A 25707-nucleotide genomic window follows, 5' to 3' on the forward strand; every position below is an offset into this window, starting at 1 on the left:
TGGAGTGGAGAGTATAAATGGCGGAATTCAATGCGGAATTTACTGATATCGCCATCATTGGAATGGCGGGGAGATTTCCAGAAGCTGATAGCATCCAGGAGTTGTGGGAGAACCTGAAGGCAGGCAGAGGAGCCGTACGTACATTTGAAGAATGGGAAATCGCAGAGTCCGGGGTAAGCGACATCATGCGAAGAAACGTCAGCTACATTGCCCGGGGAGGCGTATTGCAGGGCGTGGAGAACTTCGATGCCGATTTTTTTGAATTTACGGCCAGCGATGCCAAGCTGACGGACCCCCAGCAAAGGTTGTTTTTGGAATGCGCCTGGGAGGCGCTTGAGAATTCCGGCTATCCTCCGGCCCCAGATCCGCAGGCAATTGGCGTGTACGGCAGCATGAGTGCGAGCACGTATTTGCTGCGCCATATTAGCCAAAGTCGGGAATTTGGGCAAGAAGTATTAAGTTATCCGGTGATGATCGGCAACGATAAGGACTTTCTCTGCACAAGGGTATCGTACAAACTGAATTTATCCGGTCCCAGCGTCTCCGTCCAAACGGCATGCTCCTCCTCGTTGGCGGCGGTTCACATCGCTTGCCAAAGTCTGATCAACGGCGAATGCGAGATGGCGTTAGCAGGAGGGGTGAGCATAACCGTTCCGCAGCATACTGGATATGCGTATAAAGAAGGCGGGACGTTATCCCGCGACGGCTGGTGCAGAGCATTTGATAAAGAAGCAAGCGGAACAGTAAAAGGCAATGGCTGTGGCATTGTTCTGCTGAAGCCGCTTGAACAGGCGATCAAGGACCGTGATACGGTCTATGCGGTTATCAAAAGCACCTCTTTAAATAACGACGGGCGGTTAAAAATAGGCTTTACTGCACCAAGTTTGGAAGGGCAGTCTAAAGCAGTCAGGGATGCCATTGAAATGGCGGGTATTTCCGCCGAAGACATCCAGTATGTTGAAGCGCACGGTACCGGCACGTCCTTGGGCGATCCGATTGAGATCAAGGCGCTGACGGACGCTTTTGCCACAACGAAAAAGCAATATTGCGCGGTCGGTTCGATTAAGCCAAGTCTTGGCCATCTGGACGCGGCTGCAGGGGTAGCGAATCTGATCAAAGCGGCAATGGTTGTTAAGGAAGATGTCATTCCCGGCAGCCTCCATTTCCGTACAGCGAATCCCAAAATTGATTTTGTGAACAGCCCCTTCTATATGAATCGAGAGCTGCAAATAAGGGGCAAAGGGGACAGCATTCAATATGCCGGCGTGAATTCGCTTGGAATGGGTGGTACGAATGCGTTTGCTGTGTTGCAGAAGGGGCCGCAGCTGTTAACAGAGCCGATGTCAGGACCTTACTTGTTTGTTTTTTCGGGAAAAACAATGCAGGCGATGCAGCAAATAACAGGCCGTCTGAACCGGCATCTTACCTCCCATCCAGAGCAAAATTTATCAGATATTGCGTTTACGCTGGCCGCAGGGCGCAAATCGTTTGATACTCGTACGTATGTGGTTTGCCGGAGCAAAGAAGAATTATTAACCGCTACAGCGGATCAAGCTCTTCTTAAGAAGCGGTCCGGCAGCCAGTTTGAAATTGGCGACATACCGCCTGTCGCGTTTAGACTCAACACTTCTGCACATCGAGACTGCTACCGGCAATTATACGATGCTTGGCCTGCCTACCGAACCAAGTTTGATCAGCTTCAGCAATTGATAGAGGAGTCAGGGGCATGCACATTGAGGCCGTGGTTGGAGCCTGGTGAATCCAATTCGTCAATGGACGTAGTTAGCCCGTCAGACAATGAGCTTGCCCTGCATTTCCTCGGTATTCATACGCTTGCTGTCTTGCTCGCGGAGTTAGGGATGGAGCCGGAAATGATGTATTACGAGGACTTGTTAACCGAATGGGTAGCTTATTCCGTTGCCGGTGCATGTTATCCGGATGAAGCATGGAAGGTCGTTGCTGCGGGCAGTGCGGGAACTTTGGAGGCAACGCCAATGACGAACGAACCGAAGATCAAGATTGTTGCAGCAAGTCGTGAATGCGACAGCTATGACGAACAGAGCCTCGACGAGACATCCAGTGTAATTACGATCCCCTTTGGCGATGCACAGGCAGAGACAATAATGACTGGATTGTTGATCGCGATTGGCAATGCTTGGGTGTCCGGGCGGGAAATCGATTGGGACCTTTTGTACCAGGATTGCCCGGTTGGTCGCGTTCCGCTGCCGACGTATCCTTTCGAGAAGAGGAGATATTGGATTGAGCTGGAGCACAACCGCGAGGAAGACTTACCTCAAGTGGATAAGGTGGCAGCTGAAGATACACAAACGGTTGAACAGATATTGACGGACATCTGGAAAAAACGGCTTGATATTGAAGAATTTTATCCGCATGAAGATTTCTTCCTAGACCTCAATGGGGACTCTCTTCTTTCAATCGAAATCGTATCGGATATACGAAGCAGACTGAACATAGACTTATCACTCCATGAATTTTCACAGTATTCGACTATTAACCGATTGGCTGACCAGGTAAGTAAATTGCTTCAAATTCCACCAACCAATCCGGTGCAACAGCCTCTTAACCAAACGATAGTAAAAATAAAAGAGGGGACTGTGCCGGGCAGCTTATTTCTTGTCCATCCAGCTGGCGGAACGATTATGGTTTACCGTCAATTGGCCGCGCATTTGCGTTATCATCCCACGTTATATGGCATAAACTTTCCAGCGGAATTGTTGGCGAAGACGGATTTAACGGTTGACCAATTGGCGGAGCGATACGTTGCAGAGATTCGCCAAATTCAGCCGAAGGGGCCATACATGCTCGGCGGCTATTCGTTTGGCGGCAACGTTGCGCTGGAAATCGCTTTGCAATTCCAAAGGGTTGGCGAACGTGTGACAGAACTGATCCTGTTCGACAGCTTCGTCGCTGCTGCTTATGAAGAACAGCATATGGATCCAAAACAGTTTCTCCGGGCTTTTCCATTGATGGTGAACGCCCTTTTCAGACCGGAGACAAAGCTTGAGTCTTACGTATTATCCCAGATACAGGAGCTGCCTTTAGAAGCGATGATCCCGGCCTTACAGCAGCTGAATATTATTCCGGTAGGATTTGCCGCAAATGATATGAAGCAGTTATTTAACATATGGGAGCTTAACATTCGAATGCTGCAAACTTATAAACCAGAGGAGCACTTCCTCGGAAATGCTCTGATCTTTGATGCCTTGGAGAAGCAGTCGGTTATGGACGAATTAATGGTTTATCTGGGGGAACTGACAGTCAGTAAAGAGGAGTGGAGAGGGGAGATTGCCGGAGAAGTCGGGATTGTCCCGATTCAGGCCAATCATTACTCACTGTTCCAGTCAACTGCCCATTTACGAGCAATAGCCCACGAACTCGAGCAGCGATGTTTTTTTGTTCCGGTGTAAGCCAGACAGAATGGCAATAAATGCACCGTAACGATATTGGGTTGTCCGGGAGAGTTAACTCAAGTCCCAAAGAGCACGTAAAGAAGACTATAGGACGTATCTGGTATGATAGAGATCCTTTTCAATTAGGTCTTGGTGTGTCTGAGACCTGGATAAGCGCTTTGGGGCATACACCTCAAGGCGCTATTTGTTGTGTATACGTCAGACCGGCAACTGCCTCGACATACGAAAGAGAACTGTTGAAGCCTGTTTTTCGACTGTATGATATAATGCTCGATAGAATTTAATTACTCCGTGTTGACCTCTTACCTATTGCATGCGCCTACAACCACACCGCTGGCAATCCTCATCTATCTCGCATCCGATGTTTATTGACTCTCCATGCTTGAAAGTTGACCGCATCTACTCTATTCATTAAACGTTAAACGAAATCACAGACGGGCTGAAAACGCCTATCCAAGTTCTATCTAAGGAGGATTTTATGCAGTTAGATGGACAACATTTTTTTGTCATAACAGGTGGCCCTGGCTCAGGGAAGAGTACGCTCCTCGATTATCTCGAACAGCAAGGCTTCATGCGGTCTGTCGAAGCGGGACGAAGTATCATCCAGGAGCAAACGATGATTGGCGGTGACGCTCTGCCTTCTAAAGACAGAATGCTCTTTGCAGAGCTCATGCTATCTTGGGAAATACGTTCATACCGACAAGGGCTGAGGAAAGGAAATCCCGCCCCCGTGCTGTTTGATCGAGGTGTGCCAGACGTCATCGGGTATCTTCGACTGGAGGGTTTGGAGGTTCCGGCTCATATCCAGCGCGCTGGCGAACTATTTCGCTACAATAAACGCGTCTTTATCGCTCCACCCTGGCAGGACATATATCGACAGGATGCCGAACGAAAGCAGGATCTGAAGACAGCTCGCCAAACCTTTGACACGATGGCGACCGTTTATACCGAACTTGGATACGAATTAGTCGAGCTTCCGCGTTGCAGTATTGAAGACCGCGCCGAATACATCAGGTCGAGCATACGCTGACGATGAGTGACGAAATTTTAGGCAGGCATTAATACATTACCTTATATTCGGAGAGTGAGACAGTGAGACCTCTTCATATTTTTGAATGTATTGCTAAAATACTTCTTACGTGCGAGGCTTATATCTCTGGCGGGGCTTCGAAACTTAAAATCTATGGGTGTAATTGGTATTGTTTTTTACTTCTACTAGGGAAATAACAGGTCCAGAACCAAGATTGAAACAATGTCCGTTCCATTTTAGCCCTAACTTCTCTTGAAACCAATTTATTGATTCTTCCTTATCGATTACCGGTAAATAAATAGTATCAATGAATTCTACGATTTGCTCTGAATGTTCAGACACACTGATTCCTCCTAGAATCTAGGATATCCTCACGGCTCTTTTACCATTTTTATGCTGAACAAGAACAGTATTAAGCTATCAAGTACGGTTACAGGCGGTCATATGAAATCGTAGAGATCTCTGAATCTAACTAGTAACAGAGGCTACATGAAGTAGGAAAGCATAGATCAGTACAGAATTTACCTTTGTTTTTTCCGTTATCCGTACGGAATAAGATAATTGACACCACATCTTCAACACGAAAAATGATATGGAAGGCGCTTGGTTTATCCCTGCGGTTATTGTTTTTACAATGTCTGATTGCAAAAAAACTTCCTATATAAATATGCTTTTTAAACCATACTAAGATGAGTACATAAAAGACTGATTTCAAGGGGGATAACCGTTGTAGAATTTTTTGTGGAATGAATCTGCTTTTTATGTTGCTATTATTCATTCATGAGGAGTGAATAAATACTAAAAACGCCCTGAACCCTTATGTAGTAAGGAATTCAAGGCGTTGTATCAGTAATTGAAGTCTGTCAACTTAATTCTAATGGCGTCCCAGGAGGGATTCGAACCCCCGACCGACGGCTTAGAAGGCCGTTGCTCTATCCAGCTGAGCTACTGGGACATTTTTTCGAGAACAGATATGATTCTAACAAAAAAATATCGTTTGTGCAACACACATTTTTCATTTTTTTAATTTATCTATTTTATATAGGTGGGCAGCTGAGTGCGTAAATGCAGTAACATCAAGGAGTTTATGGTATAATGCATACAACTAATGCTCATACATAAATGGTTTCCGGCGTTCTTTCACATTTACCGGCTGTGCAAGGAAAGAAGGTGTTGATTATAAAGGGAGCGAACAAGAATGAAGGGAATAAAGCCAATGTCGTCTTATTTCCGAAGACATACGATTATTATCAGTTAGAGCTGACACGTCTCTTAGAAGCGGAGCGCTATAAGGAAGCGGTTCAGCTGCTGTCTTTTTTGCTTCAATTTGAAGGGGAGCACCGAGAGATCAGAGAAGAGTGGGATTCTCTTTACCACTGGCTGCTGCAGGCATTCCCTGATCTGAAAGACGTGACAGAGGCAAGTTCTATACATACCGAGCAAGATGAGGAAGAAGAGAAGGACATTTCAGAGCCCGAGCTCTTGAAGCAGCAGCTTGCCAAGAAGCAGCTTCTAGACGAGGCTTATATTGAACGCCTCCTCCAGTCCCTAAAAGAACCGCCGATCGATGAACGGAAGTGGATGGTGCTGGAGCAGCTGGCATTAGCGGAATCCGATACGTTAACCGATGATTTGGTGCATTTTTTAGAGACGGAGAAGCTTCATCCCCTGCTTCGATTTGGATTATTGACAACGCTCCGTAAAAGAGGAGCGGAAGGTACGGTTACATATTGGCAGGGAAAAGAACAGATTGTCGTTCGCTTAGAGGAGACGCCGCTCGATTATACTGCATTTCCTTCTTCTTTGAAGGCTCCTGCAGAGCTTGTATATGAAGCCATGTCGGTTCGAGATCCATCCCTTGCTTACTTCGCGCAGGAGATGTGGCAGCAATTCGTTAAAGCGATTTACGGTTCGGAGCTGTACGTTCACATGAATGAAGCGGATATGCAGGCGACAGCGGTTTTTGCAGCTGCGCTCCACACACTGGTATCGAAGATGCTGCAATTGGAAGACGAGGACGTATTCCGAATCTATGGCTTGACGGCGGATCAACGCATGGAGTTTGAACGGGCAATGCTGCGAATTTCAAGTGCAATGATTGGGGAATCTGGTGACTAATTGTGGTAAAATGTACTGGGAATGTGTCCAAAACGTGAAAACGCACACATTCTGGTAATGGTGTCGCCTTGAAAATCTATTTGTAGTCAGATATAATGTAATGGTTATTTCGAACGTGCAAGAGTAGACTCTAGCCATCGATCTTTTTGGAGGGGAAGGCATAAAATGAAAGCAACCTGGGAAAAAATAGAGAGTAACGTTGGGGTTCTTGAAGTAGAAGTGAATGAGGAGCGTGTAACTGGCGCATTGGACCAAGCATTCAAAAAGGTTCAAAAGCGTGCAAACGTTCCTGGATTCCGTAAAGGTAAAGTGCCTCGCCAAATCTTCGAAGCTAAGTTCGGAGTGGAAAGCCTTTATCAGGATGCCATTGATATCTTGCTTCAAGAGGTATACCCTGAAGCTGTGAAAGATGCTCAAATCTTTCCAGTAGATCAACCGGAAGTTGAAGTTGAACAGTTTGGAAAAGGCCAAGCGTTCAAATTCAAAGCAAAAGTAACTGTAAAACCAGAAGTTGAACTTGGTCAATACAAAGGCTTGAACGTTGAGAAGCAAGCTGTTGAAGTGACAGAAGAGGATCTGAACGCTGAGCTTGAGCGTCTTCAACAACGTCATGCTGAATTGATCGTAGTTGACGAAGATACAGCTAAAGAAGGCGACACTGTTGTTATCGACTTTGAAGGCTTCGTTGATGGTGAAGCATTCGAAGGCGGCAAAGGTGAGCGCTACAGCTTAGAGCTTGGCTCCAACACCTTCATCCCTGGATTCGAAGAGCAATTGATTGGTCTTGGAACAGGCGACTTCAAAGATGTTGAAGTAACATTCCCTGAGCAATACCATGCTGAGAACTTGGCTGGCAAACCAGCTACGTTCAAAGTAAAAGTTCACGAAATCAAGCGCAAGCAGCTTCCAGTATTGGATGATGAGTTTGCAAAAGACGTAAGTGAATTCGATACGCTTGACGAGTTCAAAGAAGATCTCAAGAAGCAAATCTCTACTCGCAAAGAACGTGAAGTTGAACAAGCATTCGAAGCTGCTGTAGTTGAAAAAGTATCTGAAAATGCAAAAGTAGATATTCCACGCGCTATGATCGAGACTGAAATTCAACACATGGTTAAAGACTTGGACAACCGTCTTCGTTCACAAGGCATGAACATCGATATGTTCTTGACTTTGTCCGGTCAAACGATCGCTGACCTTCGTCAGCAAATGCAAATAGACGCTGAGAAGCGTGTGAAAAACAACCTTGTTATCGAGCAAGTAACGAAGGCTGAAGAAATTACGCTTTCCGATGAAGAACTTCAAGAAGAGCTTGAGCAAATGGGACAAGCTTACCAGCGTTCTGCTGAAGAGATCCGTAATATTCTTGAGAAGAACGGTACGCTTGAGAACCTTCGTGAGGAAGCTGCAATCCGTAAGACAATTAAATTCCTTACTGAGAACAACTAATATCATAATTAACTGAGAAACAGATCTCGGTACATCCAGGTAAGGCACGTCAATATCTCATTGCGTGCCTTATCTTTTCATCCATATAGGGATGAACTCTACATAACATAGCAAAGCCGTGCGGTTTGATTGCACGCAAGCCAATTTTTAGCCGGGAGGTTTCATCTCCTGCATAGCAGTGTACATATGGGTAAGAAGACCGTCATTTTATTCCATGTTCGAATACTAAGTCCTGCTCGTCATATCATACATATGGAATAACGGGTGGATATGACATTAGCTTCGTAACGTGATAGAATGATGATGATGGTTGAAAAGCTTGATAAAGAAAAGAGGTCGGTACCATGAATTTAGTACCTATGGTCATCGAGCAGACGAATCGCGGAGAACGCTCTTACGATATTTATTCCCGGTTGCTGAAAGACCGCATTATTTTTCTTGGCAGCGCCATCGATGATGATGTAGCGAACAGCATTATTGCGCAGCTGTTATTTTTAGCGGCAGATGATCCGGATAAGGACATCTCGCTGTATATTAACTCACCAGGTGGATCCGTTACAGCAGGTCTTGCCATCTTGGATACGATGAATCATATTAAGCCGGATGTTTCTACCATTTGCGTAGGTCTTGCGGCAAGCATGGGCTCTTTGCTGTTGACAGCTGGAGCGAAAGGCAAGCGCTTAGCGCTTCCTAACAGCGAAATCATGATTCATCAGCCTTTGGGCGGTGTTCGAGGCCAAGCTTCGGACATTAAGATTCATGCAGACTGGATTCTTAAGACCAGAGAAAAGCTGAATCAGATCTATGTGGATGCCACAGGGCAGCCGCTTGAGAAGATTGAGCGCGACACGGATCGTGACAACTTCATGAGCGCTGAAGAAGCAAAGGAATATGGCATCGTGGATACGGTGTTGCATTCCGGCAGTGTTATGCTGAAGTAAGGAGGGAAGCGCATGTTCAAATTTAATGAAGAGAAGGGCCAGCTTAAGTGCTCCTTCTGTGGAAAGTCTCAAGAGCAGGTTCGCAAGCTTGTTGCTGGACCTGGGGTCTACATTTGTGACGAGTGTGTGGAACTCTGCAACGAGATTGTTGAAGAGGAGCTCGGTCACGAGGAAGAAGTTGATCTTAAAGACATTCCGAAGCCGAAAGAAATTCGTGCGATTCTCGATCAATACGTAATTGGCCAAGAGCAAGCGAAAAAGTCGCTCTCGGTTGCGGTATATAATCACTACAAGCGAATTAATTCGCAAAGCAAGTCAGAGGATGTGGAGCTTCAAAAGAGTAACATCCTGCTTGTAGGTCCTACCGGTTCCGGTAAGACTTTGCTTGCTCAGACCATGGCGAAGATTCTTAACGTGCCATTCGCTATCGCCGATGCAACGTCCTTGACGGAAGCCGGCTATGTAGGCGAAGACGTAGAGAATATTCTGCTTAAGCTGATCCAAGCAGCGGATTACGATGTAGAGAAGGCAGAACGAGGCATTATCTATATCGATGAGATCGATAAAGTTGCTCGCAAGTCTGAGAACCCGTCGATTACGCGCGATGTATCCGGTGAAGGGGTACAGCAAGCTTTGCTTAAAATTCTTGAAGGAACGGTTGCTTCGGTACCGCCTCAAGGAGGCCGCAAGCATCCTCACCAAGAATTCATTCAGATCGACACGACCAACGTACTGTTCATTTGCGGCGGTGCATTTGACGGCTTGGAACAGCTGATCAAGCGTCGTGTAGGGAAGAAGGTTATCGGCTTCAATTCTGACAGCGTTCAAAAAGAGCTGAAGCCAGGTGAATATTTGTCTATGACTTTGCCAGAGGATTTGCTGAAATTCGGCTTGATCCCTGAATTCGTAGGACGTTTGCCAGTGATCTCTACCCTCGAGCCCCTCGACGAAGAGACGCTCGTTCGCATTCTGAGTGAACCGAAGAATGCGTTGACAAAACAATACCAGAAGCTATTAGAGATGGACAACGTGAAGCTTGACTTCGAGAAAGGTGCTCTTGAAGCGATTGCTCGTGAAGCAATCAAGCGTAACACGGGAGCCCGCGGATTGCGTGCAATCATTGAAGGCATTATGCTCGACGTGATGTATGAGGTGCCATCTCGCGAAGACATAGCGAACTGTGTAATAACAGAGAAGGTAGTCAATGAACGAATCATTCCGGAATTGACGACGGAGAAGAAAGAGGAAAGCGCCTAAGGGCGCTTTTCCGTCGTTATCCGCATGGGAGAGTATGAACATGTATTTACGACATCAAACTAGACCTGTACAAGTTGGAAATGTCACGATTGGCGGCAACAATGAGGTAATCATTCAGAGTATGTGTACGACGAAGACGGCTGATGTTGAAGCGACGGTAGCGGAGATCCTTCGCTTGGAGGAAGCAGGCTGCCAGATCGTGCGCGTAACCGTCAATAATCAAGAGGCCGCTGAAGCGATCAAGGAGATCAAGAAGCGGATTCACATTCCGCTTGTGGCGGATATTCATTTTGACTATCGTCTTGCGCTTAAAGCTATAGAAAACGGCATTGATAAAGTTCGTATCAATCCAGGCAACATCGGCCGCCGCGAGAAAGTGGAAGCTGTCGTAAAAGCCTGCAAGGAGAAGGGAATTCCGATTCGCATCGGGGTGAATGCCGGATCCTTAGAGAATCATCTCTTGGAGAAATACGGGTACCCAACACCTGAGGCGATGGTGGAAAGCGCATTGTTCCACATCGGAATTCTTGAAGAGCTCGACTTCCACGATATCATCGTGTCCTTGAAGGCATCAGATGTCCCAATGGCGATAGCTGCTTACTCGAAGGCTGCTGAAGTTATCCCTTATCCGCTTCACTTGGGTATTACGGAAGCAGGCACACTGTTCTCAGGGACGGTGAAGAGCGCAGCTGGGCTCGGCGCTCTGTTATCGATGGGCATCGGTTCTACGGTGAGAATCAGCTTGAGTGCTGACCCTGTGGAAGAAATCAAGGTTGCACGCGAGCTGCTGAAGAGCTTCGGCTTGATTTCCAATGCGGCAACGCTCGTATCCTGTCCAACCTGCGGTCGCTTGGACATCGATTTGTTCTCGATTGCAAATGAGGTCGAGGAGTACATCGCCAATGTTAAAGTACCGATTAAAGTATCAGTGTTAGGCTGTGCGGTAAATGGACCGGGCGAGGCTCGTGAAGCGGATATCGGAATTGCCGGTGCTCGCGGCGAAGGCATGCTGTTCCGCTACGGGCAAATGGTTCGCAAGGTGGCTGAAGCGGAATTGGTAAACGAGCTGAAGAAGGAAATTGACCATATTGTAGCAGAGTACGAGCGAACTGGAGAAATTCCGGGACGCAAGCAGCATTTGCCGCATCTATAATGAAACGATAACGATGATCGCCGTCTAGCGACATCGATGATAAGGAGCCACATTCCAAGAGGAGTGTGGCTCCTTTTTTCTAAGTAAGAAAGTATACATTCACATTGAGACGAAATGGAGATGAAAGCATTACTTTCGTTGGGGATAAGAAAGTCCTTTAAATCCAGTTGTTCGTTTTCGAAATATGAATAGTTGTGACATAAGGAGGATATCGAATAGTCATGCGCTAAACGAGTATTGATTGCATGGAGGTCGTAATCAGGGAGACACTATTGATGAAGGCATAAAGCGAGGGAAACGCCTTAAAAACAAGGAAAGTATACGTACATAAAGTTAGATATTGGATTTCGATAAACGGAGAAACGACTAATGCTATCGGTTTTTCAAGAAAATAAGGTAAATGTTTCAAGGTGATCAAATATTCTTATCAGTGGAATTAAGGATCGGAATAAGGCTGTTCATGAAAATTTTTTGCTATTTTCAATATTATCAGTTACAATCAATTTTGTTGTATGTCAAGAAACATGACATGACCCAAGCTTCAGGATAGCTCAACAAGAAAGGGTGCGATATATGCAAGTACAAGAATGGATAAGTGTGTTTAATGAGAAATGGTACTTGATGCTGATTTTCATCCTTGTAACGGTCGGTATTTATTTTTCGATTCGTACAGGCTTCGTTCAATTAACCGCAATAGGAGAAACGTTCCGAATTCTTGGAGGCAAGGATGAACGAAAATCCGCGCGTGAAGATAAACGAAATAAAGGAGTATCTTCTTTTCAAGCCTTGATGATTAGTACGGCTTCTCGCGTTGGTACGGGGAACATGGCCGGTGTTGCCATCGCGATCTCAGTTGGTGGCCCAGGCGCGGTATTCTGGATGTGGCTCATTGCCGTTATTGGTGCCGCTTCTGCATTTATTGAATCTACACTAGCACAAATCTATAAAGTCCGCGATGGGAAGTCATTCCGCGGGGGCCCTGCGTATTATATGGAAAAGGCGTTAAATGCTCGCTGGCTCGGAATTATTTTTGCGATTCTCATTATGGTAAGCTTTGGTTTCGTCTTTAACTCCGTACATGCGAATACGGCAGGGGTCGTGTTCCAAGAGATGTTCAACCTTGAACCTTATGTGATGGGAATTATCCTTGCTGTGCTTGTGCTGTTTACGATCTTTGGCGGTGTCAATCGCATCGCGGTCGTATCCACATATGTTGTGCCGGTTATGGCGCTTGTTTATATTGGCATGGCCATAGTCGTGATGATTATGAATATCGATCAAATTCCTGCTATGTTTAGCATGATTTTTAAGAGCGCATTTGGTTTTGAGGAAGCGCTTGGGGGCGGCATGGGTGCTGCTGTCATGAATGGTGTAAAACGCGGACTCTTCTCTAATGAAGCAGGTATGGGTAGTGCGCCGAATGCAGCGGCTACAGCAACTGTCAGCCATCCTGTTAAGCAGGGTCTCATTCAGTCCTTCGGCGTCTTTATCGACACTTTGCTTGTATGCAGTGCAACAGCCTTCATCATTTTGCTGTCAGGCGTACATTCTTCTGGCGAAGCAGATGGAATCTTGATGACTCAGCATGCGCTTGCTTCCCAAATTGGCGGCTGGGCAAGCTACTTTGTAGGCTTTGCGATCTTCTTGTTTGCGTTCACGTCTTTGATCGGAAACTATTACTATGGACAAAGCAATATCGAGTTCATTACGAAAAAACCAGGCTGGCTGCTTGCTTATCGTCTAGGCGTAGTCGGTATGGTGCTGTTTGGATCCGTGGCGAAGATTACGCTCGTTTGGGACTTGGCCGATATGTTTATGGGCTTTATGGCGTTCATTAACTTGATCGTGATCATGATTCTTGGAAAGTTTGCCATTAAGGCGCTTCAGGATTATCAAAGACAGCGTAAAGAAGGCAAAGAACCAGAGTTCTACGCAGATTTCATTCCAGAGCTTAAGCATGCAGAATGCTGGGAACGTCCAACAGAACGCTCTTAATAGAGACGACAACACATACCAGCAATGACCATATGGTCATTCTGTTCGAATGATTTCATCAAATGAATATAGCAACTTTTGTATAAATTGACTTATAGGGAATCCGGCAAAGGGTAATACTACCATGTATTAGTCTTTACCGGATTTTTTTTGTGGCACGTGTAAGGCGAAAGATGGATAGATCGGGAGGATGAACACATGGACCTCAGTATGTTGTTAATGTTGATTAATGCGTTTTTTGCAGTGGTGATCGGAATCTACTTTTGGAACCTATTGCGCAGCCAGAAGACGAACCGCTCCGCTGTTGATAGAGAATCTCGCAAGGAGATGGATAAGCTTCGCAAAATGCGCTCTATCTCGCTAACAAAGCCGCTGGCAGAGAAGACAAGACCTTCTCATATGAATGATATTGTCGGCCAGAAGGACGGGCTCAAGGCGCTAAAAGCCGCTCTTTGCAGTGCGAATCCGCAGCATGTCATCGTATATGGACCTCCTGGCGTCGGCAAAACTGCGGCAGCTAGGGTTGTGCTGGAAGAAGCGAAGAAGAATCCGCTGTCGCCATTCACCCATGAGTCCAAGTTTATTGAGATTGATGCGACCACGGCTAGATTTGATGAGCGCGGGATTGCGGATCCGCTTATTGGATCGGTTCATGATCCCATTTACCAAGGGGCAGGTGCCATGGGGGTTGCTGGCATTCCGCAGCCGAAGCCAGGGGCGGTTACAAAGGCTCACGGGGGGATGCTTTTTATCGACGAGATTGGTGAACTGCATCCGATACAAATGAACAAGCTGCTGAAGGTGCTGGAGGATCGCAAAGTCTATTTGGAAAGTGCCTACTATCATTCTGAAGATACGCATATCCCGAATTACATCCATGATATCTTTCAAAATGGACTGCCAGCGGACTTTCGACTCGTTGGTGCCACGACTCGTTCGCCGCAGGATATTGCGCCTGCGCTACGCTCACGATGCATGGAGATCTTCTTCCGTCCTCTCTTGCCAGATGAGATTGAGAGCATTGCGGAACAGGCCATTCAGAAGATTGGATTCCCTCCAGCGCCGGAAGCGGTTCAAGTGCTGAAAAAATATGCCACGAATGGACGCGAGGCGGTCAACGTGGTGCAGCTCGCCGTTGGCTTGGCTTTATCCGAAGGCCGATCCACGATTGAGGCAGCTGATGTGGAGTGGGTTGTGAACAGCAGCCAGATCTCTCCGCGACCAGATCGGAAAGTTGCTGCCGAGCCTCAAATCGGCATTGTAAATGGCTTGGCGGTATATGGACCGAATATGGGATCTTTGCTTGAGATTGAAGTCTCTGCCATTAAAGTGAAGAATGGTCATGGAAAGTTCAATATTACAGGCGTCGTCGATGAAGAAGAGCTCGGCGGAGGCAGCCGTACGCTTCGTCGGAAGAGCATGGCGAAGGGTTCAATCGAAAATGTGCTGACGGTGCTGCGAAGCTGCAGCTTCGAGACGATGAACCACGATATTCATATCAACTTCCCGGGCGGATCGCCAGTGGATGGCCCATCTGCCGGGATTGCCATGGCTGTGGCGATTGCATCAGCGATCAAGCAGTGGCCAGTCGATAATCGCCTTGCCATGACAGGTGAGATTGGCATTCACGGGAAGGTGAAGCCTGTCGGCGGGGTGCTTGCCAAGGTGGAGGCAGCGTTCCAAGCAGGCGCAACGCGCGTGCTCATCCCGAAGGATAACTGGCAGGAAATCTTCGCTACGATAAGCGGAGGGCTTCAGGTTATTCCTGTCGAGAGCATAGAGGAAGTGCTGCGCCATACGTTTGCAGGTCAAGTGGGCGAAGACGCCATTAAGCTGCCGAAGCCGTTCGAGCGGGCAGCAGGAACCTCGGTACCGTTCCTGCATGCAGAAGGCACAGATGCCAAGCATGCGGAATAGCGCACCAAAATTGGTGTTTTGAAACACAATTTGTTAAACTTGATAAAGACAACAGCAAACCTTTATTCCTTCTTGATGGATCATGGTGTGACCGCATGAGGGATAAAGGTTTTGTTATATGAACATATCGTTGGGGGTGCCATGAAGATGGGGCTTAAACTGGCAAAGGAACGGAAGCTTCCTCTATTGCCGCTAAGAGGATTGCTTGTGTATCCAAGCATGGTGCTTCATCTGGACGTCGGTCGCGAAAAATCGGTGAAGGCGCTTGAACAGGCGATGCTGGAAGATCAAGAGATGCTGCTGTGCTCTCAAAAAGAAAATAGCATCGAGGAGCCTTCTCATGAGGATATTTATCGAATCGGTACATTGGTGAAAATTCGCCAAATGTTAAGGCTTCCGAACAGTACGATTCGAGTGCTCGTCGAGGGCGTGTCGCGTGCAGAGATAGCTGAGTATGTTCCAAACGAGGAATATTATGAAGTGAAGGCATTGCTTATCAAGGATCAGACAGACGTTACGCCTGAGATCGAAGCTTTGATGAGGACGCTGCTCGCCCAGTTTGAAAGCTATGTGAATTTATCCAAAAAAGTAACACAAGAGACCTTCGCGACGGTATCGGATATTGAAGAGCCTGGGCGCTTTGCGGATGTGATGGCTAGCCATTTGCCGCTCAAGATTAAGGATAAGCAGCATTTGCTTGAGACGGTGGATATTAAAGAGCGACTAACAGAGCTTCTTCAACTTCTGAACAATGAGAGCGAAGTGCTTGATATGGAGAAGAAGATTAACTCTCAGGTGAAAAAGCAGATTGAAAAGACACAAAAAGAATACTATTTGCGTGAGCAGATGAAGGCGATCCAAAAAGAACTCGGCGATAAGGAAGGACGAGCTGGAGAGGTTGAGGAGCTAAGACAGAAGCTAAGCGAGATCGATGCGCCGGAAAAGGTTGCGGAGAAGGCGAAGAAGGAAATCGACCGCCTGGAGAAGATGCCAGCTACCTCTGCGGAGGGCTCAGTCGTTCGCAATTACATCGATTGGCTTTTAGCGGTTCCTTGGTCCAAGCAGTCTGAGGATGTATTGGATCTGGACCGTGCAGAGGAGATTCTTGAAGCCGATCATTATGGACTGGAGAAGCCGAAGGAGCGGGTGCTTGAATACTTGGCTGTGCAGCAGCTGGTTAAGCAGATGAAGGGCCCAATTCTATGTCTGGTGGGGCCTCCAGGGGTAGGAAAGACCTCGCTCGCAAGATCAATCGCGAAGTCGCTAGAACGCCAATTTGTCCGTATTTCCCTCGGCGGTGTTCGAGATGAGGCGGAGATACGCGGCCATCGTAGAACCTACGTAGGTGCAATGCCTGGACGAATCGTACAATCCTTGAAAACGGCGGAAACGATGAATCCAGTAATGCTGCTGGACGAAATCGACAAGATGGCGAATGACTTTAGAGGAGATCCTGCATCTGCACTGCTCGAGGTGCTGGATCCAGAGCAAAATCATACGTTTAGCGACCACTTTATGGAAGTGCCGGTGGATTTATCGCATGTTATGTTTGTGACGACAGCAAATACCGTACATAATATTCCTAGACCGCTGCTTGATCGGATGGAATTGATTTCGCTATCTGGCTACACGGAGCTTGAAAAGCTGGAGATTGCTCTTAGACATCTGCTCGGCAAGCAGAAGAAAGCCCACGGCCTTGACGAGGAGCAGTTGATTCTATCGAATGAAGTGATTCAGAAGACCATCCGCCTGTATACGCGTGAGGCAGGCGTACGTCAATTGGAGCAGCAGCTTGCAGCCGTATGCCGGAAGGCGGCCAAGCGCATCGTATCGGAGAAGCTTGAACAGGTGGTCATTCAGCCTGACGAGCTAGAGGACTATCTAGGAATGCCTCGCTTCCGCTATGGGCAATCCGAGGAGAATCATCAGATCGGCATGGTAACGGGACTCGCTTGGACGGAAGTAGGAGGCGATACGCTTACGATTGAGGTCGCGATTGTTCCTGGCTCCGGGAAGCTTCTGCTTACTGGAAAGCTTGGGGACGTTATGAAGGAGTCTGCGCAGGCAGCGTTCAGCTATGTTCGTTCCAAGGCGAGCGAGCTTGGCTTGGATGAGAGTTTCCACGAGAAGCTGGATATTCATATTCACGTTCCGGAGGGGGCTATACCGAAGGACGGGCCTTCAGCCGGTATCTCGATGGCAACCGCGCTTGTCTCGGCATTGACGAAGCACTACGTGTCCAAGGATGTTGCTATGACAGGCGAGATTACACTTCGCGGTCGCGTGCTGCCAATTGGCGGTTTGAAGGAAAAGTCGCTTGCAGCTCACCGAGCAGGTATTCGCAAGGTGATTTTTCCGCATGACAACATCAGAGATCTTGAAGAAATACCGGAGATCATCCGAGAAGACATGACATTTGTTCCGGTGAAGCACCTGGATGAAGTGCTAGAGCATGCCCTAGTGCCGTCGGAATCATAAATATAGACCGTACCAACAGCGGGCGCTCTGAACCAGTGCCCGCTTCCCTATGTGTGGTTTGGAAGGTGGAGATGCAGTGAAAATTACGAATGCGGAATTTATCATCAGCGCGGTAGGACCCGCGCAATATCCTGAGGACGGACTGCCGGAAATTGCTCTGGCGGGGCGCTCGAATGTGGGAAAGTCCTCTCTTATTAATAAGCTTATTCAGCGGCGCAACCTGGCTCGTACCAGCTCGCAACCAGGTAAGACGCAGCACCTGAACTATTATCGTATTAATGATCAAATGTACTTTGTGGACGTTCCGGGATATGGCTTTGCGAAGGTGTCAAAGACGCAGCGTCAAGCTTGGGGGAGAATGATCGAGGCTTATCTACAAGAGCGCGAGCCGCTGCAACTCGTTATTCAAGTGATCGATCTTCGTCATCCTCCAACGAAGGATGATATAGCCATGTATGAGTGGCTTACTCATTATGAGATTCCAATTTGTATCGTGGCAACAAAGGCGGACAAGATTCCTCGAAGCAAGTGGCAGAAGCATCTGAAAGAGGTTCGTACGACGCTGGGACTCCCATCCGGAGCTCCCCTCATCATGTTCTCTTCTGAGACAGGAGCAGGGCGTGATGAGCTGTGGGAATTCATCAATCAACACGTAAAGCCGCTTGAGGGTGATGCCGACAGTGAGCTTGCTGCTCAGGAACTGCAAGCAGGGCAAGACGAAGCAACAGAGTAATGTTGAATAAATTGGTCGTACCAATGAACATATGCGAATTCATTGGATAAAGAGCGGGGTGAACCTGCTCTTTTTTATTTTTGGAGCGGAGTGGCTGCGAGTGAATATACATGTTTATTCAAAAAATGGATATACAGAAGCCTTTTTTCACGAGATATAAGGGACAAGTTATCTCTTAAAATAGACGAGCAATAAGGAGCGTCGTGATGGACAAGCAGGATGAATAATTTCGCATCGGTGCATGTAAATACGCGAATGATTGTAAAAAATCATAAGCATTCTGGTGGTTGTTTCGGCTGAATTGCCGTTCATAACGATTTTTGCACATAAATTCAACTTTTCTTGGGGGCTACATAACAGGAATTCTGAGCAGTCGTGTAGTATAATAACATATAGGTAGGAAACGGTTAAGAATTGAGGAGATACTTATGGCTAGACGATTAGCCACAGAATATGTGAAAGCCCGTATGCAGTTGACAGAATCTCAGTTGCCCCACTTATTGCAGTCGTTCCTGGGTCAATCCATCGTATGGCATGTTAAGGTGCTGGAGAATGGCAGTCAGGAGGTAGTGCTTGAAGACGGTCAAGGGGATGAGGTTACCTTTCTGTTTGAGAAGCAAGGCAATCGGTATGTCTGTGTAACGTCTTGTCGCTTGGAACGGCCGAAGCTCACGCAAGTGATGCAGAAGCTGGTCGCAACCTTCCGTGGAGAAGCTGTGGTGAATCGTATCTTTGCTGGTTTCACCATGACTTATTACTATGTAGAAGGCACCGTGCAGCGTATTGTGCAGCATCAGGGCGGAGAGAACCGCCTTATATACGAGCGCAAGGATCAGAACAAGGTGAAGGAACTTGCGCAATTATTTCATCAAGACAACGTTGAACGTAAGATTGCAGAGCTAAAGCGCCAGATCAACAAATGGCTGGATGCTCGCAATCTGGCAAGTGATAAGGATTCGGTTCAAGCTATTGATGAGCAATTAAACCAGCTTGTTCATCAATTGTTTGTACTAGAGGCATATTGATCCCATTAAGGGATAGGAGAAGGCTGCCGGCGTGTGGCCTTCTTTTCATTTGTTGGGCATCTTTAGACGAAATGGTGACCTTTTTCCGTATTTGTTCCGGATATGAAACGCATATTTGGGAAAATAACGAACGATTATAAAAACATTTTACAAAAAAGATAAAGAACCGAACAGGCTCCCGAACCATATTTTAATGTGTGATTCAGAACGTTCGGCAGGCACTCTATGCATGTCTCGAAAAAAAAGAGTTGCAATCGAACGCATAAGATGTTATTTTTATTCTCGTTGAACACAATATTAGGAACCAGGATTCACTCAGGACATTGTATGTTGCGAGAGATTATTCCCTCGGGAAGTGAATGACGTAGGTCCTAGCGGATGAAATTTTTTTCAAACATTTTATTCCTAGGAAGGGGGAACCGGAAGATGGAGTACTCTACTTTCGGAAGACACGTTGCAGTTGATGCTTGGGGAGTTAATTTTGACATGCTTAACGATGCTGAATATCTCCAAACCCAACTCGTAGAAGCTGCAGAGGTTTGCGGTGCTACTGTACTATCGGTTCAAGCTCAGCAATTTGAGCCGCAAGGAGCAACTGTGCTCGTCTTATTGTCGGAAAGTCATCTTTCCATTCACACTTATCCTGAACGTGGATTTGCAGCAATTGACTGTTACACATGTGGTGACACTGTAGATCCTCAAGCAGCGATTGATTACCTGGTGTCCGTCTTGAAACCAGAGAAGACTTATGCGAAGAAGTTGGTTCGCGGTATCGGCGAGATGGAAGTTATAACGCCTGAGATCAAAGCAGCAGAGCTAGTTTAAGCTTTACCTTGTTCGAAATTAGCGTGCCTTTGAGAAGGCGCCGGTGCTGTGACTGTTAGGATACAAATGCACGTCGTATAAAGCAGACTCGTCCATGTGGCGAGTCTGTTTTATTTTGACCATCATAGCTTTGACGAATCGGTGTCGAAAAGAATTACCATGTATACAGTCTGCAGTAGAATGATATAATACGAATTGGAATCTTTTTCATGGTTTAGTCATAAATGCAGAACTCTAAATTGTCGAACTGTGCTATAATGAGAATGATTATTATCACAGCAATATTCTAATTACTATGATTAAAGCAGGTGAGCATCTATGCATGTAGTTGTCGTCGGCATGAATTACCGCACGGCACCTGTAGAGATTCGGGAAAGATTTGCCCTATCTGAACATCAGTTGACCGATGCTCTTCAGCAGCTCCTACAAGTAGAAAGCGTATCTGAATGCGTGATCGTTTCCACCTGCAATCGTACAGAGTGGTATGTTGTCGTGGATCGCATGCATATGTGCGGTCATGATATCAGACATTTTATGGAGCAGTGGTACGGTGTTGAAAGACGTGTCTTCACTCCTTACTTATATATTCATGAATCCGAGCGCGCGATTGAGCACTTGTTCCGCGTGACAGCAGGGCTTGATTCTATGGTTGTTGGCGAGACACAGATTCTTGGACAGATTCGCCAAGCCTTTCTCCATGCACAGGAGCAAGGGGCAACAGGGACTTGCTTCAATCATGTGTTCAAGCAAGCCATTACCTTTGCGAAGCGTGCGCACGTCGAGACGAATATCAATGATAATGCGGTATCGGTAAGCTATGCAGCCATTGAGCTTGGAAAGCGGATATTTGGTTCGTTTGCCGGCAAGAAGGTGCTAATCCTTGGGGCTGGCAAGATGAGTGAATTAACGGTTAAGCACCTGTATAGTCAGGGTGCTGCCGAAGTGATGGTGGCGAATCGCACGCTGCATCGCGCGGAAGAGCTAGCAAAGCAGTATCAAGGGAGAGCTTGTACGCTTGATAATGTGAAGTCGTTGCTGCCTGAAGCGGATATCGTAATCAGCTCTACAGGATCTCCGACATACGTGCTTCGTGCATCCGATGTTGAGCGAATGATGAAGCAGCGTCGGACACGGCCGTTGTTTCTCATTGATATCGCAGTACCAAGAGATTTGGATCCAGGGATTGGGGAAGTATCGAACGTCTTCTTGTATGATATTGACGACCTTGAAGGGATCGTGCAAAGCAATCTTGAAGTACGCGACAAAGCCGCTCTTAAGATTGAAGACATGATTGATGAAGAGCTTGTCGAGTATCGCCATTGGCTCCAAATGCTGGGTGTACATCCTCTGATTCGTTCCTTGCAGTCGAAGGCGAATCGTATTCATGAGAATACGCTGGATAGCATGTTCAAGAAGCTGCCGGACTTAAGCGATCGGGAAGCGAAAGTCATTCGTCAGCTCACAAAGAGCATGCTGAATCAGATGATGCACGATCCAATCTTGCAGATTAAAGAGCTTGCTGCGGGTAAAAATGGCGCAGATGCTATGCACTATTTTGCCGAGCTATTTGCTCTAGAAGAGGAAGAGAAGGGGAAGCTTGACTCTGCTCCAGCGACTCTCTCTCGAAAAAAAGAAGAGAGAGCATCACACCCCGAACAGGAGAAGCCCTCGCTAAATTGGGCGGCTGTTACATGGTAAGTGTTATTATACAGGGGGCGACAGGCTCATATGGTAACGAGCAGCTGGATCTATGATGCGATCATTTACACTTATGCCCTGAGCCTTCTGTTTTATTTCTCTGATGTGATGGATGTAAATCGGAGAGCGAAGCGGATTGGTACAGGGCTTCTTGTTTTAGTATGGGTAAGTGAGACGATTTTTCTCATTACTCGCATTATTCGTCATCAAAGCGGCGAGATGTTCAGCAGCTTTGAATTTATGTTTATGTTTGCATGGCTGTTGATCACGGTATCCTTAGTCATCAACCGTTTCTTCCAAATTGAGTTTATCGTCTTTATTGTTAATTTAATCGGATTTGTATTGCTATTGATTAATATGCTGAATGACCCCACAGCGCCAAGCTCCATGGGCGAGTGGGAGATGCTTCGGAACCTGCTCGTCTTTCATGTCGGCTTAGCGGCCTGCGGGTTTGCTGCTTTTACCCTAAGCGCGGTGTATGCTGGCATGTATTTGTTTTTGCATTATCGGTTGAAGAAGCGGAAATGGTCGGATGCCGTTAGGCGGCTTCCAAGCCTAGATCGGATTGAGCGAGCTTCCTATATTGCAAGCACGATTGGCATACCATTATTTTTGCTGTCGTTGTCTGTTGCTATTTCTGCAGTGTGGCTCGGTAATCGCTCCGAGCTTTTGTTGGATTTTAAAGTATGGTTCACCGTACTTGTCATCGTAATGTACGGCAGCCATCTGTTGTGGCGAAGAGCATTTCCAGGCATGCAGCTTGCTTACTTCAACTTGGTCTGCTATGCGATCATGCTCTTGAATTATGGTTTGAACAGTATATCCACATTCCACCGCTGGATGGGAGTGTAAGTACATGGATGAACGAGCTGCAAGCCTCCCCCAGTATGCGTTAATGATTAACCTGGCACATAAGCGTGTTGTGGTCGTTGGCGGAGGACAGGTTGCTGTCCGGAAGATCAGACAACTGCTGGAATGCGGAGCAATAGTTATTGTAGTAAGTCCGGTTATATCTGCTTCACTTCATGAATGGATTCAGGGAGGAAGTATCCATGTCCGAATTAAACCATACGGCCAAGAGGATCTGGAAGGAGCAAGCTTGGTATTTGCAGCAACAGATGATCCTCTCGTGAATCATCAAGTTGCCGCTGACGCGAAGGCGGCGGGGATTTTTGTGAATGTGGCGCATTCAAGAGAAGCGTCTGACTTTACGAACCCTGCCGTGCTGCGGTATGGGCATGTGCAGATCAATGTATCCACCGCAGGAGCAAGCCCAACGCTTACTCGACACATTGTTGAGCGAGTCGATGACATCATTGATGATCGATTGGAAGGACTTGCCGATCATCTGCTTCAGGCAAGGCAGCATGCGCAGCAGCACATTCAAGAGACAAGGACTCGCCAGAGGCTGCTTCGTGAATATGGCGATGCCTGTTGGAAAGCATGGGAGGAGCGGGAGTCCTTCCCGGTGTGGGATGAATGGTATGAACAACAACGATGAAGCTGGATGCAGTCCAGCGAGGGGGAACGCGTATGAGAGTCATTAAGGTGGGGACGAGACAAAGTGCGCTCGCATTAACGCAAACAGGCCAAGTGATTGACGAGTTGAAGCGAATATGCGAAGAACATCAACTTCCTTTTACATTTGAGGTTCATAAGATTGTCACAAAAGGCGATAGAATCTTAGATGTCACTCTTTCCAAGGTTGGCGGCAAGGGATTGTTTGTAAAGGAGATTGAGCAGGCGCTGCTTGATCAGACAATCGATATGGCTGTACACAGCATGAAGGACATGCCATGGGAGCTTCCAGAGGGATTGACCATTGGAGCGATCCCAAAGCGTGTAGACCCTCGTGACGTGCTGATTATGAAGCAGGGAAGCTCCATTGATGATTTGCCGCAGGGAGCAAAGGTCGGGACAAGCAGTTTGCGTCGCGCAGCACAGCTGCAGGCATACCGTCCTGATTTAGTCATTGAACCGGTGAGGGGTAATATCGATACTCGCATTAAAAAGCTAGAAACGGAAGGCTTTGATGCCATTGTGCTTGCTGCTGCCGGCCTTCACCGCATGAGCTGGGAGAACCGCATTACCTGCTACCTTCCGACGGATGTATGCATTCCAGCGGTAGGACAAGGGGCGCTCGCCATTGAATGCCGAGCGGAAGATAAAGAACTGATGGAGCTGTTCTCGTGGTATCATGATGAAGAGACCGCTTTACACGTTCGTGCAGAGCGTGCGTTCCTAGGCAAATTGAACGGCGGCTGTCAGATTCCGATTGGCGCTTATGCGACGCACCACGAAGAATCGAAAAAATTGCAAATGACGGGATTGGTCGGTTCACCAGAAGGAGATCCGATTCTCATCGCATCGCTGGATGGAGATGACCCGGAGCAATTAGGCAATGCAGTAGCAGAGAAGCTGCTCGAAGCAGGAGCAGAACAGATATTGGAGCGATTGCGAGGTTAGGTTCATGGGAGAACGTTCGAGTACGGCAGGGATTGTCTATTTAGTTGGAGCAGGACCTGGGGATGCTGGGTTGATTACGGTTAAGGGCATGAGATGTTTGGAAGAAGCCGAAGTCGTTGTGTATGATCGGCTTGCCGGTCCGCGCTTGATTCAAATGGCGAGACCAGAGGCAATGAAGATCTATGTTGGCAAAAGACCAGACCATCATGCGATGAAGCAAGAGCAGATTAATCAACTGCTCGTGGATTTAGCCAAGACCGGCAAGCAGGTTGTGCGGCTTAAAGGTGGAGATCCTTGCGTATTTGGACGTGTAGGGGAAGAAGCAGCTGTTCTTAAGCAGCATGGCATTCCGTATGAAATTGTGCCAGGCGTGACGTCTGCAGTGGCCGTTCCCGCGTATGCAGGAATTCCAGTCACGCATCGTAACCGTGCCTCTTCTTTTAGTGTCATCACAGGCCATGAGACGCCTGAGCGCTTTGAGGAACGCGTGGATTGGGATGAGCTTGCGAGAGTGTCGGGAACCCTATTGTTTCTTATGGGGGTAGGGCATATTCGCGCCATTACGGAGCAGTTAATGCGCCGAGGCCGTTCAGGGGAAACGCCGGTTGCGCTTGTACGCTATGGAACGCGTTCGGAGCAGCAGACGCTTGTCGGAACGCTGGCTACGATTGCGGACGAGGTAGAACGCGTACAATTCCGTTCTCCCGCTGTTATTGTCATAGGCGAAGTCGTGCTGGAACGGGAGCTCATGCAATGGGCAGAGAGCAGACCCTTATTCGGCCAGCGAGTGCTGGTTACGCGTGCGAAGGCACAGTCTGCCTCCTTCATTCGAGCGATCGAGGCGCTTGGCGGCGAGCCTTACGAATATCCAGTCATTGAGACTCGCTTGCCGGATGATCCAGACAGGATTGCCGCTATTCGCGATACCTTATCGCATGTATCGGAGCTCGATTGGCTCATTCTAACGAGTGCCAACGGTGTGCACGCATTTATGGCTCATCTCAAGCAGTGCCGTTTGGATATTCGCAGCCTTGCTCATGTACGAATTGTAGCAGTAGGCCCGAAGACCGGAGAAGTGCTTGAGTCTTACGGTCTCATTGCGGATGATATGGCACAGCAGTTCAGCCAGGAAGGCGTATTCGAGCTGCTGCAGGGTAAAGTGCAGCCAGGGGAGCACGTGCTGATTGCAACCGC

The 25707-nt window shown here is 47.4% G+C and carries 18 protein-coding genes, 1 tRNA gene and 1 pseudogene; 18 read left to right on the forward strand and 2 right to left on the reverse strand.

The features are described 5' to 3' along the window. Nucleotides 1-17: 17 nt before the first annotated feature. Together I2H74_RS21625 and I2H74_RS21630 are read left to right on the forward strand one after the other, a co-directional pair. Nucleotides 18-3428: a type I polyketide synthase gene (locus tag I2H74_RS21625; protein ID WP_195576329.1), complete on the forward strand. Its 3411-nt coding sequence runs from the start codon at nucleotides 18-20 to the stop codon at nucleotides 3426-3428. 481 nt (nucleotides 3429-3909) lie between these two features. Next, nucleotides 3910-4461 carry an AAA family ATPase gene (locus I2H74_RS21630; RefSeq protein ID WP_195576330.1) on the forward strand — a complete coding sequence of 184 codons (552 nt, stop codon included), beginning with the start codon at nucleotides 3910-3912 and terminating at the stop codon, nucleotides 4459-4461. A gap of 144 nt (nucleotides 4462-4605) precedes the next feature. Here I2H74_RS21630 and I2H74_RS21635 read toward each other — a convergent pair whose 3' ends face one another. Then, nucleotides 4606-4803, reverse strand: a complete 198-nt coding sequence (locus tag I2H74_RS21635) for a hypothetical protein (RefSeq protein WP_195576331.1) — start codon at nucleotides 4801-4803, stop codon at nucleotides 4606-4608. A gap of 536 nt (nucleotides 4804-5339) precedes the next feature. After that, nucleotides 5340-5416: transfer RNA gene (locus tag I2H74_RS21640), tRNA-Arg, on the reverse strand. A gap of 215 nt (nucleotides 5417-5631) precedes the next feature. On the opposite strand from I2H74_RS21640, the gene I2H74_RS21645 reads away from it, so the two are divergent. From I2H74_RS21645 to cobA, 16 genes and pseudogenes are all read left to right on the forward strand, one after another. Then, on the forward strand, nucleotides 5632-6579 hold the full coding sequence (locus I2H74_RS21645) for a hypothetical protein (RefSeq protein WP_324254131.1): 948 nt from the start codon (nucleotides 5632-5634) through the stop codon (nucleotides 6577-6579). A 165-nt stretch (nucleotides 6580-6744) separates the two neighbouring features. Then, entirely contained in the window at nucleotides 6745-8025 is a 1281-nt protein-coding gene (tig, locus tag I2H74_RS21650; RefSeq protein ID WP_195576332.1) for a trigger factor, read from the forward strand. 344 nt (nucleotides 8026-8369) lie between these two features. Further along, nucleotides 8370-8966, forward strand: coding sequence for an ATP-dependent Clp endopeptidase proteolytic subunit ClpP (gene clpP / locus I2H74_RS21655; protein ID WP_195576333.1), 597 nt, complete (start codon nucleotides 8370-8372; stop codon nucleotides 8964-8966). 12 nt (nucleotides 8967-8978) lie between these two features. Then, nucleotides 8979-10223: an ATP-dependent protease ATP-binding subunit ClpX gene (gene clpX / locus I2H74_RS21660; RefSeq protein ID WP_195576334.1), complete on the forward strand. Its 1245-nt coding sequence runs from the start codon at nucleotides 8979-8981 to the stop codon at nucleotides 10221-10223. Between the two features lie 40 nt (nucleotides 10224-10263). Continuing rightward, a complete protein-coding gene (gene ispG, locus I2H74_RS21665; protein ID WP_195576335.1) occupies nucleotides 10264-11376 on the forward strand; it encodes a flavodoxin-dependent (E)-4-hydroxy-3-methylbut-2-enyl-diphosphate synthase in 1113 nt (370 codons plus the stop codon). Between the two features lie 573 nt (nucleotides 11377-11949). Beyond that, a complete protein-coding gene (locus I2H74_RS21670) occupies nucleotides 11950-13371 on the forward strand; it encodes an alanine/glycine:cation symporter family protein (RefSeq protein ID WP_195576336.1) in 1422 nt (473 codons plus the stop codon). Nucleotides 13372-13569: 198 nt separating this feature from the next. After that, nucleotides 13570-15288, forward strand: a complete 1719-nt coding sequence (lonB, locus tag I2H74_RS21675; RefSeq protein ID WP_195576337.1) for an ATP-dependent protease LonB — start codon at nucleotides 13570-13572, stop codon at nucleotides 15286-15288. 147 nt (nucleotides 15289-15435) lie between these two features. Next, on the forward strand, nucleotides 15436-17766 hold the full coding sequence (gene lon, locus I2H74_RS21680) for an endopeptidase La (protein WP_195576338.1): 2331 nt from the start codon (nucleotides 15436-15438) through the stop codon (nucleotides 17764-17766). Between the two features lie 76 nt (nucleotides 17767-17842). Continuing rightward, on the forward strand, nucleotides 17843-18499 hold the full coding sequence (gene yihA / locus I2H74_RS21685; protein WP_195576339.1) for a ribosome biogenesis GTP-binding protein YihA/YsxC: 657 nt from the start codon (nucleotides 17843-17845) through the stop codon (nucleotides 18497-18499). 428 nt (nucleotides 18500-18927) lie between these two features. Beyond that, nucleotides 18928-19524: a non-ribosomal peptide synthetase module gene (locus I2H74_RS21690; RefSeq protein ID WP_195576340.1), complete on the forward strand. Its 597-nt coding sequence runs from the start codon at nucleotides 18928-18930 to the stop codon at nucleotides 19522-19524. A 426-nt stretch (nucleotides 19525-19950) separates the two neighbouring features. Further along, nucleotides 19951-20349: an adenosylmethionine decarboxylase gene (gene speD / locus I2H74_RS21695; protein WP_195576341.1), complete on the forward strand. Its 399-nt coding sequence runs from the start codon at nucleotides 19951-19953 to the stop codon at nucleotides 20347-20349. A gap of 318 nt (nucleotides 20350-20667) precedes the next feature. Next, a complete protein-coding gene (hemA, locus tag I2H74_RS21700; protein WP_195576342.1) occupies nucleotides 20668-22047 on the forward strand; it encodes a glutamyl-tRNA reductase in 1380 nt (459 codons plus the stop codon). Nucleotides 22048-22077: 30 nt separating this feature from the next. After that, on the forward strand, nucleotides 22078-22899 hold the full coding sequence (ccsA, locus tag I2H74_RS21705) for a cytochrome c biogenesis protein CcsA (protein WP_195576343.1): 822 nt from the start codon (nucleotides 22078-22080) through the stop codon (nucleotides 22897-22899). Between the two features lie 4 nt (nucleotides 22900-22903). Then, a complete protein-coding gene (locus I2H74_RS21710) occupies nucleotides 22904-23548 on the forward strand; it encodes a precorrin-2 dehydrogenase/sirohydrochlorin ferrochelatase family protein (protein WP_195576344.1) in 645 nt (214 codons plus the stop codon). 32 nt (nucleotides 23549-23580) lie between these two features. Beyond that, nucleotides 23581-24513 (forward strand): hydroxymethylbilane synthase, encoded by a 933-nt coding sequence (gene hemC / locus I2H74_RS21715; RefSeq protein WP_195576345.1) that lies wholly within the window; start codon nucleotides 23581-23583, stop codon nucleotides 24511-24513. Nucleotides 24514-24517: 4 nt separating this feature from the next. Further along, nucleotides 24518-25707, forward strand: a pseudogene (gene cobA / locus I2H74_RS21720) (uroporphyrinogen-III C-methyltransferase); the annotation flags it as partial.

This window comes from Paenibacillus sp. 1001270B_150601_E10 (genome assembly GCF_015558675.1).
Lineage (GTDB): Bacteria > Bacillota > Bacilli > Paenibacillales > Paenibacillaceae > Paenibacillus_B.